This is a genomic window from Streptomyces pyxinicus (assembly GCF_024753135.1).
Classification (GTDB): domain Bacteria; phylum Actinomycetota; class Actinomycetes; order Streptomycetales; family Streptomycetaceae; genus Streptomyces; species Streptomyces pyxinicus.
The window spans coordinates 103,782-118,536 of the sequence record NZ_JANUGP010000014.1 but is presented as its reverse complement, the minus strand read 5'-3'; the positions used below and the strand labels follow the sequence as shown (position 1 = coordinate 118,536).

At 73.1% G+C, this 14,755-nt stretch carries 13 protein-coding genes; 4 read left to right on the top strand and 9 right to left on the bottom strand.

The features are described 5' to 3' along the window. Positions 1–68: 68 nt before the first annotated feature. Genes NX794_RS19765 through NX794_RS19750 form a run of 4 tightly spaced genes read right to left on the bottom strand, consistent with a single transcriptional unit; the run spans position 69 to position 4,181 of the window. On the bottom strand, positions 69–1,352 hold the full coding sequence (locus NX794_RS19765) for a glutamate synthase-related protein (RefSeq protein ID WP_258779911.1): 1,284 nt from the start codon (positions 1,350–1,352) through the stop codon (positions 69–71). Then, positions 1,349–2,365 (bottom strand): asparagine synthetase A, encoded by a 1,017-nt coding sequence (locus NX794_RS19760; RefSeq protein ID WP_309506006.1) that lies wholly within the window; start codon positions 2,363–2,365, stop codon positions 1,349–1,351. Before NX794_RS19760 ends, NX794_RS19765 begins: the two co-directional genes overlap by 4 nt. 2 nt (positions 2,366–2,367) lie before the next feature. Then, positions 2,368–3,687, bottom strand: a complete 1,320-nt coding sequence (locus NX794_RS19755) for a methylaspartate mutase (RefSeq protein ID WP_258779909.1) — start codon at positions 3,685–3,687, stop codon at positions 2,368–2,370. Further along, entirely contained in the window at positions 3,684–4,181 is a 498-nt protein-coding gene (locus NX794_RS19750) for a cobalamin B12-binding domain-containing protein (RefSeq protein WP_258779908.1), read from the bottom strand. Before NX794_RS19750 ends, NX794_RS19755 begins: the two co-directional genes overlap by 4 nt. A gap of 264 nt (positions 4,182–4,445) precedes the next feature. Here NX794_RS19750 and NX794_RS19745 point away from each other — a divergent pair, with 264 nt between their 5' ends. Further along, entirely contained in the window at positions 4,446–4,727 is a 282-nt protein-coding gene (locus tag NX794_RS19745) for a hypothetical protein (RefSeq protein WP_258779907.1), read from the top strand. Positions 4,728–4,895: 168 nt separating this feature from the next. Further along, the gene (locus tag NX794_RS19740) at positions 4,896–5,108 is read left to right on the top strand and encodes an MbtH family protein (RefSeq protein ID WP_258779906.1); all 213 of its coding nucleotides are present in this window, start codon (positions 4,896–4,898) and stop codon (positions 5,106–5,108) included. Between the two features lie 105 nt (positions 5,109–5,213). On the opposite strand, the gene NX794_RS19735 is transcribed toward NX794_RS19740, so the two are convergent. Together NX794_RS19735 and NX794_RS19730 are read right to left on the bottom strand one after the other, a co-directional pair. Next, positions 5,214–6,140 carry an ornithine carbamoyltransferase gene (locus NX794_RS19735; RefSeq protein WP_258779905.1) on the bottom strand — a complete coding sequence of 309 codons (927 nt, stop codon included), beginning with the start codon at positions 6,138–6,140 and terminating at the stop codon, positions 5,214–5,216. A gap of 82 nt (positions 6,141–6,222) precedes the next feature. After that, on the bottom strand, positions 6,223–7,587 hold the full coding sequence (locus tag NX794_RS19730; protein ID WP_258779904.1) for a helix-turn-helix domain-containing protein: 1,365 nt from the start codon (positions 7,585–7,587) through the stop codon (positions 6,223–6,225). A gap of 181 nt (positions 7,588–7,768) precedes the next feature. On the opposite strand from NX794_RS19730, the gene NX794_RS19725 reads away from it, so the two are divergent. Then, positions 7,769–10,798 carry an AfsR/SARP family transcriptional regulator gene (locus tag NX794_RS19725; RefSeq protein WP_258779903.1) on the top strand — a complete coding sequence of 1,010 codons (3,030 nt, stop codon included), beginning with the start codon at positions 7,769–7,771 and terminating at the stop codon, positions 10,796–10,798. Between the two features lie 107 nt (positions 10,799–10,905). Here the strand turns inward: NX794_RS19725 and NX794_RS19720 are convergent, their stop codons facing one another. The 3 genes from NX794_RS19720 to NX794_RS19710 form a co-directional block, all read right to left on the bottom strand. Next, the gene (locus NX794_RS19720) at positions 10,906–11,274 is read right to left on the bottom strand and encodes a hypothetical protein (RefSeq protein ID WP_258779902.1); all 369 of its coding nucleotides are present in this window, start codon (positions 11,272–11,274) and stop codon (positions 10,906–10,908) included. A gap of 211 nt (positions 11,275–11,485) precedes the next feature. After that, entirely contained in the window at positions 11,486–11,914 is a 429-nt protein-coding gene (locus NX794_RS19715) for a hypothetical protein (protein ID WP_258779901.1), read from the bottom strand. A gap of 114 nt (positions 11,915–12,028) precedes the next feature. Then, positions 12,029–12,814 (bottom strand): TetR/AcrR family transcriptional regulator, encoded by a 786-nt coding sequence (locus NX794_RS19710; protein ID WP_258779900.1) that lies wholly within the window; start codon positions 12,812–12,814, stop codon positions 12,029–12,031. Between the two features lie 215 nt (positions 12,815–13,029). Here NX794_RS19710 and NX794_RS19705 point away from each other — a divergent pair, with 215 nt between their 5' ends. Further along, entirely contained in the window at positions 13,030–14,745 is a 1,716-nt protein-coding gene (locus NX794_RS19705; protein WP_258779899.1) for an MFS transporter, read from the top strand. Positions 14,746–14,755 lie beyond the last annotated feature (10 nt).

Sequence of the window (14,755 nt, the reverse complement as noted above, 5' to 3'; positions counted from 1 at the left end):
GTGCCGGAAACCGGTGCGGCCACGACTGAGGAAGCGCGTGTGCGGTGTGGAAAAGGCGCGGGCGCCGGTCAGGCGGCGCCGGGTGCCGTCGGCCGGGTGGGCCAGCCGGCAGGGAGGAGCAGGTCCTCGGGGTCGAGGGCGTTGACGTGGTACTTGCCGACCGCGCTGGTGAGCATCCGGGTCTCCAGGGCGAAGGCCTCGGCGAGGCGGCGCAGGCCGGACTCGCGGTCCTCGTCGACGGCGAGCAGTGCGGCGCGGCCGAGGCCGACGGCGCGGGCGCCGAGGGCGAGGGCCTTGACGGCCCGGGTGCCCTCCCACATGCGGCCGCTGGCGAGGAGGCAGCGGTCCGTGCGGCCGACGCGGCGCAGGCAGTCGGCGAGTGGCAGTCCGACGTGGGAGAGGAAGCCGGTGGGCGCCCAGGCGGTGCCGCCCTCGGCTCCGTCGACGGTGACGGCGTCGGCGCCGGCCGCCCAGGCGGTGGCCGCGGCGAGGGCGACGTCCCGGCCCGGGTGCAGTTTCACCCATACCTTCACGCGGGGGAAGTTGTTGCGCATGAGCCGGATCTGCTGGCGCAGGATCTCCTCGGTGAAGGTGCCGGGGCTGCTGACCCGCAGCACCCGGTCGCTGTCGGCGCCGAACACCTCGTCGGTGGCGTACTGTTCGGCGACGCGGCCCGCGGTGTCCCGGCCGAGGACGGTGAGGCCGCCGAGACCGGGCTTGGCGCCCTGGCCGACCTTCAGCTCGAAGGCGAGCCGGCCGGTGGCGAGCAGGGGTTCGCTGACGGGGTCGCTGTAGACGAGGTTCCACACCTCGGCGTCGGCGTCCTCGGTGGACTGCTGGACGGCGACACCGCCGTACTCCTCGTCGGCGGCCTCGGCGTAGGCGGCGATCCGGCCGAGGAGCGGGGTGACCCCGGCGTCGTCGGCGCTGCGGTAGCCGTTGACGGGGACCACGTTCTCGCCGATGACCAGGGGGACGCCGAGCTGGGCTGCCTGCCGGCCGGCGGCCTCGCCGAGGTCGTGGCTGGCGACCTGTGTGGAGCCGAACGCGGAGACGTACAGCGGCAGCCGGCTGGTGAACCCGCCGATGACCGTTTCGAGTTCGACGTCGCTGTAGAGGGGTTCGCGGCCGAGGTCGATGAGTTTCTTCAGGCGCTCGGGCATGAAGACCGGCGGGGCGATCCGGACGCGCTCCAGGTCGTCGTCGGGGTCCGGGGTGTACGGTGCCGGGCCGGCGCCGAGCAGTCCGCTGCCGTAGCCGGACTCGGCGGGGAAGACGGCGGCGGCGCCGTGCCGGGCGCGGGAGCGGACCTGGTCCTCGGGGAAGCCGTGCGCGACGAGTGCGGTGCTCACGCCGACACCACCCCGGGGAGCTTCGGGTAGGCGCTGGCCTGCCAGGCGGCCTGCCGTCCGGTGACGTACCGGGTGAAGCGCTCCAGGCCGATGCCGAAGCCGGAGCTGCCGGGGATGCCGCGGCGGGCCAGGTCCAGGTACCAGCCGTACTTGGCGGGGTTCTCGCCTGTCTCGCGCATCCGGGTGACGAGGGTGGCGTAGTCGTGCTCGCGCTCGCTGCCGCTGGCGAGTTCGCCGTAGCCCTCGGGGGCGATGAGGTCGAAGTTGCGCAGGACGCCGGGCTGTTCGGGGTTCTCCTTGTCGTAGAAGCCGCGCGAGCCCTTGGGGTAGTCGGTGATGAAGAAGGGGCGGTTGGCGCCGGCGGAGACGATCTCCTCGCCCTGCCAGTCGATCTCGGCGGCCGGGTCCTGCGGGTGCCCGGCGGCGATCAGGTCGGCGGTGGCCTGGGCGTGGCCGACGCGGCCGAAGGCGTCGGTGACGGCCTGGCGCAGGGTGTCGGTGTCGCGGCCGAGCACGTCGAGTTCGGCGGGCATCGCGGCGACGACGTCGGTGACGACGTGGGTGACGAGCTGCTCGGCGAGGTGCATCGCGTCCTCGCGCCGTGCGTCGCGTATCTCCACGTCGATCTGGTGGAACTCGGCGAGGTGGCGGTGGGTGACGGCCGTCTCAACGGGCTCCAGGCGGACGTTGGGCGCGATGTAGAAGATCTTGTCGAAGGCGAGCAGCGAAGCCTGCTTGTAGAGGATCGCGCTCGTCATCAGCTTGTACTTGTGGCCGTAGAAGTCGACGTCGACCTGCTTGGAGCCGCGGATGCCGGGATCGGTCACCGGGCCGATGAGCGGCGGCAGCAGTTCCTGGAAGCCGTGCGCGGTCAGGAAGGCGCGGGTGGCGGCGAGCATCCGGCTCTGCACGCGCAGGGTGGCCCGGGTGCGGGGGTCGGTGAGGTGGGCGTCGGGCGAGGCCGGGAACGGTGCCGGTGCCTCGTCCACGGCCTCGGGGGTGGTCACGGTCATGGTCATACCTCCAGGAGGTCGTGGGCGTGCTCGTCGGCGGCGGCGGTGTGCCGCGGGCCGGGAGCTGTGCGGGGGTCGGGGGCCTCGTCGTAGCGGCGCTGAACGTAGGTGAGGGCGTCGTACAGTCCGGCGGCGGTGAGCCGGGCGCCGCGCTGTGCGGTGACCCGGCCGATGGGCAGCGCCCCGATGTCCGACCAGGTGAGCCGGCCGGCCGCGTCGATGTGGCTGCGGGTGCGGCCGGCGTTGTCGGGGTGCAGGCAGAAGGGGACGTCGAGGTAGCCGCGCTCGAACGCCTTGAGCAGCGCGCTGCCGAGGTCGGCGTCCAGGTCGAGTACGGCTTCCACGAGGGCGCGGGCCTCGGCGTAGACGGGGTTGTCGGCGGTGTCGAGGGCGTCCGCGGTGGCCGCTGCCGTGGTGCGGGCGGCGGCGTGGGCGGCGACGCGCAGGGCCTCGACGTTCTCGGTGACGGTCGGGATGCGGTGGGCCTCGGCGGCGGTCTTCACGATGAGCCGGTCGGCGCCGGCGCGGACGGCGAGTTCGGCGGAGCGCTCCAGCAGGGCGCGGGCGCCGTGCGGGGAGCGGGGGTAGACGCCCATGTAGGTGTAGACGACGACGTGCCAGTCGGTGTCGGGGAGGAGTTCGGCCGCGAGGCGGCGCAGCGCGCGCACCGCCTGCCGGTCCTGTGCGGGGCTGGTCTGCTGGGTGTAGCTGAGGGAGATGGAGCGCAGTCCGGCCTGGTGGAAGAAGACGCCTTCGAGGGCGCTGATCGCGACCAGCAGTCCGGGCGGGCAGAGTTGGCCGAGCATGCAGCCGCCGAAGCTCTCCAGGTGCGGTTCGGCACCGTCGGCGCGGAGCGCGGCCAACTGTTCGCAGGCTTCCCGCCAGTTGCGGACCGAGTCGACCAACGGGGTGCGGCCGTAGGGCAGGCAGTAGGAGACCGGGCCGCCCTCGGTGGCGGTCAGGCCGAGCCGGGCGAGCGCGGCGACGATCCGCTGCGGGCTCGCCGAGCCGTGCCGGACCTGGACGGGGAAGGCCGGGCCGGGGATGCCGTCCAGGACCCAGTGGGAGGTGCCCGGGCTGTAGGAGGTGATGGGGTAGCCGTTGAGCGGTACGTCCGCGTCGAGGGCCCGTACGGCGGCCGGTTCGTCGCCGACGCGGGTGTAGCTGTCGATGGTGAGGGTGCCGGCGACCGCGTCCGCCGCGTGCTTGGTGGCGAGCAGCCCGGCCCGCATCCGGGCGGGCTGCGAGAAGCCCATGCGGGGCTGCACCACGAGGGCGCCCCGGCTGCGGGCGGCGGCCACGAACCGTCCGAAGGACGTCATCGTGCCGCTCCTTCCCGGGTCCCGGCCGGCCCGGCCGGGGTCCGGTCCGCCGCCAGCGCGGTGACGAACGCCTCGAAGGGCGCGAGGCCCTGCTCGTCGTGGAACACCGCGTCGAAGCCCGCGGTCAGCAGCAGCCGGCGGTGCCCGTCCTGCCCCTCGGCGCCCCGGACCCCGAGCTTGCCGCCGACGACGGCCGGCAGCCCGGCCAGTTCCCAGCGTGCCCGGAGCGCCCGGACGAGGTGCTCGGCGTCGTGGCACCCGTGGCCGTTCACACTGCTCACCACGAGCAGGTCGGGCTGGTACTTGCAGCACGACTCGACGATCTCGTCCTGCGCGATGCACGGCCCCAGGTTGACGACGTGGTGGCCGAGGTCTTCGAGCAGCAGTTGCATGAACACGAGATTCCAGGTGTGTGCATCGGACGGCAGTCCGGTGACCACGACGTCCAGCGGCCCGGACGGGTCTCGGGGCGCCAATTCCGCAGGCTGCGTCATCACTTCGTCCACATCATGGGAAGTCACTGGGAGTCAAGGAAGGAAGGAGGTCCCGGATGCCGGATGGCTCGGATCCCGGATCGCCGGAGTCCCGGATGGCTCGGAACGTCCTTTCGCCATCGATCGTAGGAAGGCGGTACGCGGCTCACCGGCGCCCGGGGCGGCAGCCGGGCGGCAGTTGCCGCCGCCGGGTCGGTGCGGGGTTCGCGGCCCGACGTACAGTCGCTTTCCGGCGTGATCCGAACCTTGCGAAGGAGTGGACCCATGTCCCAGATCGCCCCTGTCGCCGTCCCGGACGACTTGCTGGCCGCGGCGCTGCGCGAGGCCATGTCCCAGGCCGATCGCCGTGAGCCCGTGGGCGAGGCGAAGTTCGCGGTGCTGGAGGCGGCGGTGCAACTGCTCGACGCCGACCGGCCCGAGCTGGCCGACCAGCCCCAGCTGCGTACGGAGCTGCTACGCGAGGCGCTCGGCTCGGTGCGGGCCGCGGCGGTCGCGGCGGGGGTCGCCGTCACGCGCGCCCGCCAGGTGACGGGCGTGCCGGTCTGACCGGTACGGCGTCCCGGGCCGGCCGCGCTGCCGTCTTGCCGCTCAACTGCCGCCCATGCTGCCCGGTTTCGCGGGGCGGGGCGCCTAGTGTCGAGGCAGCGATGCGGTGGCGACCCCCTGTACCGCACTGTTTTCACGGATCTTCACGGACCGACAGAGGTGACTTCCATGGCAACCAACCCGTTCGACGACACCGACGGCCGTTTCGTCGTCCTGGTCAACGACGAGGGCCAGCACTCGCTGTGGCCCGCCCGCATCCGTCGCCCGGACGGCTGGCAGCAGGCACGCGAGGAGGGCAGCAAGCAGGAGTGCACCGCGTACATCGAGACCAACTGGACCGATCTGCGCCCGCGTTCGGTGGTGGCCGCGATGGGCGGCTGAACCGTCCGGCCCACACCGGGGCGGCGTCGGTACGGCTCTGCGCGAGCCGTACCGACGCCGCCCCGGTGTGCGTGGCCCCGGTGGGCGTGTCCCTTGGGCGCGTCCTCAGTCCCGGAGGCCCACCACGCACCACTCCAGGACCGCCATCGCGGCTGTCATCTTGTGGTGCGCCTGCCGCCACGCGAGGCTGTGCTCGCCGTCCAGGATCTCGTCGGTGACCTCCTGGCCGCGTACGGCCGGCAGGTCGTGCAGGAACACGGTGTGCGGGCCGCCGTGCCGGTCGAAGAAGTCCCGGTCGATGCGGAAACCCTCGAACGCGGCGAGCCAGTCCGGGTCGGCCTTGGGCACGCCCATGGTCTGCCAGCGGCTGGTGTAGATCGCGTCCACCGGGCCCTGGACACCGGCCGGGTCGGTGATCCGGGCGACCTGGTGGTGGCCGCCGCTCAGCTCGTCGACCAGGTCGAGGGTGGTCTTGGGCACCTCGTAGCCTTCGGGGCACAGCAGGGTGACGCGCAGCTCGGGGGTGAGCGCCCCGGCCAGGGCGAGGGCCGCTCCGGAGCTGTTGCCCTCACCGACGACGAGCAGGTGCCGTCCGGCGAGTTCCCCGAAGTGCTCGGTGAGCGTGGTCAGGTCGGCGATGGCCTGGGTGGGGTGCTCGTCCAGGCTCAGCGCGTTGACCACCGCGAGGTCCGGGCTGGTGCCGAGCCGGCGCATCTCCTCGACGTCGCCGTTGGTGCGCACGACGAGCGCGTCCAGGTACTGACCGAGGACGCGGCTGGTGTCCTCGACCGTCTCGCCGGTGGTGAGCTGGAGTTCGTCCGGCCCGAAGGTGATGACGTCGGCACCCAGCCGGGTGGCCCCGCTCCAGAACGACGTACGCGTCCGGGTGGAGGACTTGCGGAAGTAGACGCCCACCTGCCGTCCGGCCAGCGGACGGTCCTGGACGTCCCCGCGGCCGAACTCGACGGCACGGGCGACGATCCGGGCGAGCTGCTCGGGCCGGAGGTCGGCGAGCGAGATCAGGTTGCGCATGGCGGAGTGGCCTTTCGGTGACGGACGGAAGGGTGAGGAGGAGAGGACGGGGAGGGCGGCGGGTGTCCGGCCTCGGTGAGGTTCAGTGGACGAGGGCACCGGAACGCTGGGCGGCTGCCCCCGCGCGGTCCGCCGCGAGGCCCCGGATCAGATTGAGGACGCCGAACCGGCTGGCGCCGCCCTCCTCGGCGGGCAGCCGGCGGACCAGCCCGCGCAGCATCAGCGCGTACACCTCGCGGGCCACCGTCGTGGTGGGGACGGCCAGTACGGCGGAGGCCTGCTCGGCGGTCCAGCCGTCGGCCAGCGCGCCCAGGTCGCCGAGAAGGGTGGCCTGCGGGCCGTCCAGCCGCTCCACGGCCGCGGCCAGCAGCACGCTCAGCCCCTCGTCGTTCACATCGGAGAGGGTCGCGTCGTCCACGAGGTCGAGCGGGCTCGTCCGGGCGATCCGCAGCAGTTCCTCCAGCGAGTGCAGCAGCAGCCAGGACGCGGCGGACTCCATCGCTCTCGGGACTCCGTCCAGGGCCCGGCAGATCCGGGCCACCGTGCGCACGACGGAGTCGGTGGGCAGCAGGTCGGGACGCATGTGGCCGACGTAGGACAGCATCAGCTCCACCGCGGGTTCCCCGGCCGTGAGGGACGCCCCCGGCAGCGGTGAGCCGGCTTCGGCGGACGGCTCCGGGGCGGCCAGCGGCAGCGGGGCGAGCGGCAACAGCCTGTTGCCCGGGGTGCGGTGCGGTTCCCGCGCGGTGATCAGCACCTTGAGGCGCTCGCAGCTGTGCAGCAGCTCCAGCAGGTGCGGGACGAGGCGCGGTACGGCGTCGTGTCCGTCGAGGACCAGCAGCGCGGCGCGGTCCCGGACGACCGAGGCCAGCTCTTCGAGCCCCGGCCCGCCGGCGGCCAGCGAGCGCGCCCAGCCGGTGAGCGCGGCGCGCGGGCTGCGGGCGGCGCCGGGCTCCGGTGCCGCCGTACTCATGTCGGCCCACAGGACGGGCATCCGGTCGCGGGTGTGCAGCAGCAGCGCGGCCTCCTGGGCGAGCCGGGTCTTGCCGACGCCCGCGACACCGACCACGGTCAGCAGCCGCTCGTGCTCGGTGGCGAGCAGCCCGGTCAGGGCCCGCAGTTCCTCGGTCCGGCCGACCAGGCGGCGCAACGGCTCGGGGGGCGGCGCGAGTTCGGCCCCGAACGCCTCACGCATCACGGTGTCGGCGGGCGCGCCCTCGACGGCGAGTTCGAGCGCCGCGCGCCGGGCGTCGCCCAGCCGCATGGCGTCGGCGAGCAGCCGCAGCGTCTCGCGGCGCGGGTGCCGTACCCGCCCCTGCTCCAGGTCACGGATGGCCCGCACGCTGACGGTGGACAGGCCGGCGAGCTGTTCCTGGGTGATTCCCGCCCACCGGCGTGCCGCTCTCAGCTGTCTCGCGAGCCCGTCCGTCGCTGCCTGCTCCGTCATGACCACTCTCCTCGACTTGCGTGTGGGGCCCGTCGGCGAGGGCCTGTCTCCGGTACCGCCTGGTGAACCCCAAGGTGGCGGTGGCGCTTACCGAACGCGTACCGACTCGTTACCGAGGGCCAGGGAACGGGCTATGATCCGGGCGCGGCGGGGATTCGGGACCTGGGGGAGGCTCACCGGCATGAGCGATGCCGAGGCGGGTTCACTGCGCTTCAACGTGCTCGGCCCGCTGGAGGGCTGGGCGGACGGCTCCCGGCTCCGGCTGGGCGGACTCATCCAGGAACGGGTGCTGGGCACCCTGCTGCTGGAGACCGGCCGGGTGCTGCCCATCGGCCGGCTCGTGGAGTCCGCGTGGGCGGAGAACCCGCCCGCCACGGCCTCGCACCAGGTGCGCAAGGCCGTGGCCGACCTGCGGCGGCGCATCCCGGACGGCGGTGCGGTCATCGTCACCGACGGCCCCGGTTACCGCGTGGTGCTCGGTCAGGAGCAGCTCGACCTGACCGAGTTCGGGCTGCTGGTGGCGGCGGCCAGGGACGCGGCGGGGCAGGGCCGGCCGCGCGAGGCGGTCGAGGCGCTGCGCCGGGCGCTCGGGCTGTGGCGCGGCCCGATCCTGTCCGGGGCCGGCGGGCCCGTGATCGAGGCGGCGGCCACCGCGTTCGAGGAGCGCCGGCTCGCCGCCGCCGAGTATCTTTTCGAGCTGCGGCTCGGCTTCGGCGAGAGCGGCGAACTCGTCGTGGACCTACGGGACTTCGTACAGAGCCATCCGCTCCGCGAGACGCTGCGCGCCCAGTTGATGCTGGCGCTGTACCGCGCGGGCCGGCAGGCGGAGGCCCTGGAGGAGTACGGCCGGGTCCGCGAACTGCTCGTGGAGGAACTGGGCGTGGACCCCGGCCCCGGTCTGACCAGGGTGTACGAGGGGATCCTGCGCGAGAGCCCGGAGCTGGCCGCGCCCGCTCCCCCGCCGGCGCCGGTGGCCCCGCCCGCCCCGGTGCCGAGCGCGCCGGCGGACGCCCCCTGCACCCTGCCGTACGACCTGGCGGACTTCACCGGCCGGGAGCGGGAACTGGCCGAGCTGCTGGACTGCGCGGGGCGCGACCACGCGCGCCACTCGCGGATCGTGGCCCTGGACGGCATGGGCGGCAGCGGCAAGACTTCGCTCGCCGTGCACGCGGCGCACAGTCTCGCGTCCGGCTTCCCCGACGGCCAGCTCTACATCGACCTGCGCGGCTACACGCCCGGTGAGGAGCCGGTCACACCGGGCGGGGCGCTGGACAGCCTGCTGCGCGCGCTGGGGGTGCCGGGCGAGCGCATCCCGGAGGACCTCGCGGGCCGTACGGCGCTGTGGCGGGCGACGATCACGGGCCGGCGGCTGCTTCTCCTGCTGGACAACGCCGCCGACGCGGACGGTGTACGGCCGTTGATGCCGACCGCGCCGGGATGCCTGGTGCTGGTCACCAGCCGGGCCCGGCTGGTGGACCTGGACTCCGCGCAGTGGATCTCGGTCGACGTGATGTCGCCGCAGGAGTGCGCCCAGCTGGTCGCGGAGACCCTGGGCGAGCAGCGGTACGCGGCCGAGCCGGAGGCCGCCGCCGAGCTGGCCCGGCTGTGCGGTCATCTGCCGCTGGCGCTGCGCATCGCCACGGCCCGGCTGCGCAACCGCCCCCGCTGGACCCTGCGTTACCTGGCGGACCGGCTGCGGGACGAGGCGCGCCGGCTGGACGAGCTGAGTTCGGGGCAGCGCAGTGTCGCCGCCACCCTGCGCCTGTCGTACCAGGCCCTGGACCAGGAGTGCCGGGCCGCGTTCCGCGTCCTGGCACTGCATCCGCGCGGTGACATCGACGTGCTCGCCGCCGCCGCGCTGCTGGGCACGGACGCGCGCGACGCCGAGGACATCCTCGAAACACTGCTGGACGTGCATCTGCTGCAGCAGCCGGAGATCGGCCTCTACACCTTCCACGACCTGGTGCGCAGCTTCGCGCACAGTCTGCGGTCCGAGGCGACGGAGGGGGACGACGACGCGTCGGTGCACCGGCTCCTCGACTACTACCTGACGGCGACGGAGTCGGCGTGCCAGGTGATGTTCCCGGGCCGCCGCCGGATTCCCACCGGCGGCGACGAAGTGCCGGTGCCGGCACCGCGGTTCGCGGGGCGCGGACAGGCGGAGCACTGGTTCGCGCGCGAACAGGGCGCGTTGCTGGGCATGGTGGGCGTGGCGCGGCGGCTCGGGTGCGACCGGCACACCGTGCTGCTGACCCGCAACCTGGCCTTCCAGCTCAGTGCCCGGGGCCAGTTGGAGGAGTTCCGCTCCATGGGCCTGGAGGCGGTGTCCGCCGCGAGACGGCTGGGCGAGCTGCCGCTTCTCGGGGTCAGCCTGTCCAACCTGGGCGTCGCCTGCTGGAAGCTCGGGCGGTTCACCGAGGCCGTGGAGATCGCCACCGAGGGCCGGGACGTCGCCGAGCAGCTCGGCGACCTCCAGACCCTGGCCCACAGCGAGAGCACGCTGGGGCAGCTCAACAGTCTGCTCGGGCACTTCCCGCAGGCGCTGTCCCACCTGGAGAAGTCGATCAGCCACGAGCGGGAGCTGGGCGCGAGCCGTGCGGAGGCGGAGAGCCTCACCCTGCTCAGCACGCTGTACGAGCAGTGGGGCCGGCACGAGGAGGCCGCGGCGGCGGCCCGGCGGGCGATCACGTTGTGCGACGAACTCGGCCAGCACGAGAACAAGGTGGTCGCGCTCACCGACCTGGCGTTCGCGCAGGCCTGTCTCGGGGACGACGAGGCGGCCGAGGTGAGTCTGAAGCAGGCGCGCGCCCTGTGCGAGGAGAACCGCGACCCCGGCCAGGTGGCGCTGGCCCTCGCCCTGTCGGCGGAGGTCTGCCATCGGCTGGGCCGTACCGAGCAGGCCGTCGAGTACGGGGACCGCGCACTGGGCACCGTCGGCTCAAACGTTTCTCCGCTGCGCCGCGCCAAGGTGGAGAACACGGTCGGCCGCTATCTGTGCCGCCGGGGTGACGCCACGGCCGCCCTGGCCCTGCACGAGCGGGCGCACGAGCTGGCGGGCTCGCTGGACTTCCGGATCGAGATGGCCTACGCGCACTCCGGCATCTCCCGGGCGCAGGCGGCGCTCGGCCGCACCGAGGAGGCGGCCCGGCACGAGCGGTCCGCGGAGGAGCTGTTCACCGCGATGGGGGTGCCGGCGGACCGGCGCCGCTGAACCCGTTCCCTCCGCTCGCCGGCACGACCGCGCCCCGCACCGGGTCCTGGAGGACCGGTTGGTGCGGGGCGCGGTCGTGGTCGTGGGCGTGGTCGCTGCCGGCGGTCTCAGACGGCGATGCTGGTCGGGCCGCGGTCGTCGGCGGGCGTTGCGGTCGGGGAACCGGTACCGATCACGGTGGGGCCGCGGTCATCGGCGGGCGTGGCGGTGGCGGAACCGGTACGGATCACGGTCGGGCCCCGGTCGTCGGCAGGCGTGACGGTCGGGGAACCGGTACCGATCAGCGTGGGGCCCCGGTCGTCGGCAGGCGTGGCAGCGGCGGAACCGGTAGCGATCACGGTCGGGCCGCGGTCGTCGGCGACGACCCGCACACCGGCCGAGTGGCCCTGCGGGTGTCCCGTCTCGATCGTGGCTCCCAGGCCGAGGGCGAGGACAGCGGTGACGATTCCGACGAGACCGGCCGACTTGCGCCCCATGGCGTATCCCCTTTGTGTGGTATCCCCGGTTTTTCCCGGTTCCTCTTCCCGACACCACGAACTCTCCCGGGGCCCGTTCCCGGACCGTTCCCACCCCGATACCGCCTCCCGCGCGGAGCCGGGAAGGCAGGCGGTATCCGCAGGTGGGAGCGGGTATCAGAGGTTCGCCGGACCGCCCACGCCCGCCTCACACCCGGTGCGGAACTTGCCCTCAGTCCCGCCCCGGCACCGGTTCCCGAGCGAAGACCGTCTCGCCGGCGCCGAGCCGACAACTGACCACGCGCGGCCCCCGGTCCGTCAGCACCACGGTGGTCCAGGCGCGCCCGGAACCGACGTCCGCCAGATCGAGCAGTGCCCGCACGGTGGAGCGCAGTGCCGCGCCTTCGTCGTCGCTCGGCCGGTCCCGGCCGTGCCGCACCGAGCCGGGCCGGCGGCGCGGGGTGATGTCCACGACGGTGTGCATGCCGCTGTCGCTCACCGTCTCGACGCTGAACTCGGGCCCGTCCCACGGCTCTTCGTCCGCGTACGGCAGTGGTGGCGCGGCCCGGTCACCCTCGGCCCACCGCTCCACCGCGGACAGGTCCTGAAGGATGCGGCGTAGCCCCGCGGCGACGTCGATCCGGTCCGGGGGATGCTTCATTGGAGACTCCTCCTGCAGAGAACTACTCCAGCACCCTGGGACCTCACGTTCCCGTCCGCGTCCCGCCCCGCTCCCTCCCGCCGGCCGGGAGGGCCGGCGGCTCTCGGTGTCGGCTCAGGCGTCCGGCGCCCCGGCCCCCTGGTCGGGCAGATAGCTCGCCAGGCCCCGCAGGATGATCTCCAGGCCGATGTCGAACCTGTCGTCGGAGGAGTCCATCACCATCAGCCCGGACAGGGCGCGCAGATGGGGGAAGTCCGCCGCGGGCAGGGCGGCGAAGTAGTCCTGCATCTCGCCGGCCATCTCGCGCCAGTCGGGACGGGAGAGGGAGGGGTCGTCGTCACCGGCCTGCCGGGCGGCCCGGTCCTGCCATATGCCCTCTTCCAGCACGAACCCGTCGACGTAGGTGGAGATGAGGTCGCCGGCCTCCGCCGCGATGCGGTCGGGCAACCCGGCGGCGCGGAACAGGGCGAGCAACGACTCGACGTGCGGGAGCAGTTCGGCGGTGAAGGGGACATGCCCCATGGAGATCCTGGCCATGTCCCGGTGGGACAGCAGACGCCGCCGTACGGAGCGGGCGAAGTCCCGCAGCTGCTCCTCCCAGCGTTCCCGGTCGGGTTCCGGGATCGCGAAGTCGTCGAAGAGCCTGGTGTACATCAGCTCCAGCAGGTCGTCCTTGGAACTGACGTGGGCGTAGAGGGCGGAGACCGTGACCCCGAGTTCGCCCGCCACCTGACGCATCGACAGCCCGTCGAGCCCCTGCCGGTCGAGCACGGTGAAGGCCGCCTCGACGACGCGTTCCCGGGTCAGGGGGGCGCGGGCGGTTGAGACGCGGTCGCGTGCGGGCCGCTCCCGCTCCCAGGGGGACGGCGGGACGGGTGCGGTGGTGTCGTCGGCGGCCATGGGAACAGTCTAGGCATCGGATGAACAGCGTTCTCCGCTGGTGAGCGGTGTTCGGCCACCGTTGATCATCCTCCACGGGCAAGACGCGATATATCTTGTGTCGAGAGCGAGGATGCGCTATATCTTGATGAACACCGTTCTGTTGCCGAGCACTGTTCTGCTACGGTGAACACTGTTCATCAGTCACTCCCACCACCCTTCTCCGAGGAGTTCCGATGTCCTCCACCACCGGTGTCGCGTCCGTCGAGGCGACCACCGATCCCCCGGCGCCGTACCGGTGGCGCTGGGCCGCGCTCTTCGTGATCCTCGCGGCCGAGGTGATGGATCTCCTCGACGCCGTGGTCACGAACGTCGCCGGTCCGTCCATGCGGGCCGACCTCGGCGGCGGTGCCTCGACCCTGCAGTGGCTCGCCGCCGCGTACACCCTCTCCATGGCCATCGGACTCGTCACCGGCGGCCGGCTCGGGGACATCTACGGCCGTCGCAGGATGTTCCTGGTGGGCGCGGCCGGCTTCACCGCGGGCTCGCTGCTGTGCGCGGTCTCCACGTCGCCCGAGACGCTGATCGGCGCACGCGTCGTCCAAGGTCTGTTCGGCGCGGTGATGCTGCCGCAGGGCCTCGGCATGATCAAGGAGATGTTCCCGCCGAAGGAGTCGCAGAAGGCCTTCGGCATGTTCGGCCCGGTCATGGGGCTGTCGGCGGTGTGCGGGCCGATCCTGGCCGGCTGGCTGGTCGACGCCGACTACTTCGGCACGGGCTGGCGGATGATCTTCCTGATCAACCTGCCGCTGGGCGCCGCGGCCATCCTCGGCGCCCTGCGCTATCTGCCGAGGGGACGGTCCGCCGACCGGCCGCGCCTCGACATCCCCGGCATGCTGCTGGTCTCGGTGGCCGCTCTGCTGATCATCTTCCCGCTGGTCCAGGGCCGGGAGTACGACTGGCCCGGGTGGACGTTCGCGATGATGGCCGCCTCGGTCGTCGTCTTCGTCGCCTTCGCCGTCTACGAGTCGCGCCGCAGCAGGGCCGGCCGGGACCCGCTGGTCGTCCCGAGCCTGTTCCGCAAGCGCGGCTTCAGCGGCGGCATGGCGCTGGGCCTGGTCTTCTTCTCGACCATGCAGGGCTTCATGCTGGTCTTCAACCTCTACACCCAGATAGGCCTCGGCTACTCGCCCCTGAAGGCCGGCCTGGTGATGGTCCCCTGGTCCGGCGGCATGATCGTCGGCTTCGGCCTCGCCCAGGCGGTGACCCGGTTCGGCCGGGCCGTGCTCCAGGCGGGCGCGCTGGTCATGGCGCTCGGTGTGTTCGGCGTGTGGCTGACCCTCGACAGGGTCGGTTCGGGCGTCGGCCCGTGGCAACTGCTGCCGTCCCTGCTCGTCACCGGCGTCGGGATGGGCCTGCTCATGGCGCCGTTCTTCGACATCGTGCTCGCCAGTGTCGAGCAGCACGAGACGGGCTCCGCGTCCGGCACGATGACCGCGATGCAGCAGCTCGGCGGCGCCTTCGGCGTGGCCCTCCTCGGCACCGTCTTCTTCGGCCTGCTGGGCGGCGGCATCGCCACCGCGGTCGACCACCGCGCGGACGACCTGCGGGGCCGGCTGGCCGCGGCGCACGTCCCGCGTACGACTCAGGACCGCCTCGTGGCGGACCTGCGCACCTGCGCCTCCGACCGTGCCGTGGCCAAGGACTCGGAGGCGACCCCGGCGTCCTGTGCGCGCCTGGAGAAGGACACCCGCTCGGCCGTGACCTCGCCCGAGGCCGGCGTCCGGATATCCGGCGCCCTGCGGTCCACCGCGTCGTCGGCCTTCGAGGGCGGCTTCGGCTCGGTCATGAAGACCGTGCTGTGGATCGTGGACGGCATGCTCGCCCTGACGTTCCTCCTCGCGTTCCTCCTCCCGCGCCACGCCCGCCCCGAGGGAGCCGGCGGCCACTGATCCCGCCGCG

Excerpts from the sequence above, each read along its gene's own strand:
- NX794_RS19750 (WP_258779908.1), bottom strand. The coding sequence starts at position 4,181 with ATGACGCAGCCTGCGGAATTGGCGCCCCGAGACCCGTCCGGGCCGCTG.
- NX794_RS19730 (WP_258779904.1), bottom strand. The coding sequence starts at position 7,587 with ATGACGGAGCAGGCAGCGACGGACGGGCTCGCGAGACAGCTGAGAGCG.
- NX794_RS19715 (WP_258779901.1), bottom strand. The coding sequence starts at position 11,914 with ATGAAGCATCCCCCGGACCGGATCGACGTCGCCGCGGGGCTACGCCGC.
- NX794_RS19705 (WP_258779899.1), top strand. The coding sequence starts at position 13,030 with ATGTCCTCCACCACCGGTGTCGCGTCCGTCGAGGCGACCACCGATCCC.
- NX794_RS19710 (WP_258779900.1), bottom strand. The coding sequence starts at position 12,814 with ATGGCCGCCGACGACACCACCGCACCCGTCCCGCCGTCCCCCTGGGAG.
- NX794_RS19760 (WP_309506006.1), bottom strand. The coding sequence starts at position 2,365 with ATGACCGTGACCACCCCCGAGGCCGTGGACGAGGCACCGGCACCGTTC.
- NX794_RS19740 (WP_258779906.1), top strand. The coding sequence starts at position 4,896 with ATGGCAACCAACCCGTTCGACGACACCGACGGCCGTTTCGTCGTCCTG.
- NX794_RS19745 (WP_258779907.1), top strand. The coding sequence starts at position 4,446 with ATGTCCCAGATCGCCCCTGTCGCCGTCCCGGACGACTTGCTGGCCGCG.
- NX794_RS19755 (WP_258779909.1), bottom strand. The coding sequence starts at position 3,687 with ATGACGTCCTTCGGACGGTTCGTGGCCGCCGCCCGCAGCCGGGGCGCC.
- NX794_RS19725 (WP_258779903.1), top strand. The coding sequence starts at position 7,769 with ATGAGCGATGCCGAGGCGGGTTCACTGCGCTTCAACGTGCTCGGCCCG.
- NX794_RS19720 (WP_258779902.1), bottom strand. The coding sequence starts at position 11,274 with ATGGGGCGCAAGTCGGCCGGTCTCGTCGGAATCGTCACCGCTGTCCTC.
- NX794_RS19735 (WP_258779905.1), bottom strand. The coding sequence starts at position 6,140 with ATGCGCAACCTGATCTCGCTCGCCGACCTCCGGCCCGAGCAGCTCGCC.